This window comes from Kribbella sancticallisti, from assembly GCF_039530625.1.
GTDB lineage: Bacteria > Actinomycetota > Actinomycetes > Propionibacteriales > Kribbellaceae > Kribbella > Kribbella sancticallisti.
Genome location: NZ_BAAAOS010000087.1, coordinates 1 through 1,335, shown reverse-complemented (window position 1 = coordinate 1,335; position 1,335 = coordinate 1). Strand labels below are relative to the sequence as shown.

Here is a 1,335-nt window from a genome sequence, read left to right as displayed (position 1 = left end):
CGCGTCATCATGCCGGGTTTGTGTGGAACACAGCTGATGCGGCGGTGGCCGCGGGCGATAGCTTAGATGGTGGCCAGTGGGAATCGATGTTCGACGCGTTGATGGAGCGGATCGCGCCGTGTTTCGCGCGGGTCGAGCCGCGGCGCCGGGCTCGTGGGTTCGTGCTCGGGTTACTGTCAGGGCTGCCCAGCAAGAACTGCTGGACGATCTCCGAACATGCCGGTGACGACAGCCCGGACGGGATGCAGCACCTGCTACGCAAGGCTGTCTGGGACGCCGGGAAAGTCCGCGACGACCTGCGCGGCTACGTCACCGAGCAGTTGGGTGAGGCCGGCGCGGTGCTGGTGGTCGACGAAACTGGAGACGTCAAGAAGGGCGTCTGCACTGTCGGGGTGCAACGCCAATACACCGGGACCGCTGGGCGGATCGAGAACGCCCAGGTCGCGGTGTATCTGACCTATGCCACCGACACCGGGCACGCCTTCATCGACCGGGCGCTCTACCTGCCCAAGTCGTGGGCCGACGACACCGAGCGTCGCGCCGCGGCCGGGATCCCGGCCGCGGTTGAGTTCGCGACCAAACCAGCCCTGGCCACCACGATGGTGACCCGGGCGCTGGATGCCGGGGTGAAGGCCTGCTGGGTGGCCGGTGACGAGGTCTACGGCGCCGATCCTGGTCTGCGCGCCGAACTGGAGACCCGCGGTGTCGGGTATGTGCTGGCCATCGGCTGCAACCGTGATGTGGTCACCGCGGCCGGCAAGTTCCGGGCCGATCAAGCGGCCAAACTGATTCCCCGGCGCGCCTGGCGACGGTATTCCTGTGGCGAAGGCGCCAAAGGACCCCGCTACTACGACTGGGCCCAGTTGGCCATCGATCCCGACCGGCCCGGGCACCGCAGCCTGCTGGTGCGACGCAACAACCACACCGGCGAGTTGGCGTACTACCGCTGCTACACGCCCCAACCGGTCCCGCTGCAGACCCTGGTCACCGTCGCCGGGCGCCGCTGGACAGTGGAAGAAAACTTCCAAGCGGCCAAGGGACTCACCGGCCTGGATCAACACCAGGTCCGCCGCTGGACCTCATGGCACCGAGCGACGATCTTATCGATGCTCGCTCATGCCTTCCTCGCCGTCATCACCACCACCGAACACACCCACAGGCCAGCCCCGACCGGCTGGATTCCCCTTACCTGCAACGAAATCCAGCACCTACTCACCACCGTGATCATCGCACCAAACCGCGACACCACCCATCGACTCCACCGCTCAGCCTGGCGACGCCAACACCAACACCGCGCCAAACGATGCCACTACCGGCGACGCCTCAACCGCGACA

1 protein-coding gene is annotated in these 1,335 nt (G+C 66.6%); it reads left to right on the top strand.

Annotated elements, in window-relative coordinates:
* Window positions 1–86: 86 nt before the first annotated feature.
* The coding region (locus tag ABD255_RS43580) for an IS701 family transposase (RefSeq protein ID WP_425554653.1) at window positions 87–1,335 on the top strand (1,249 nt) is incomplete at its 3' end.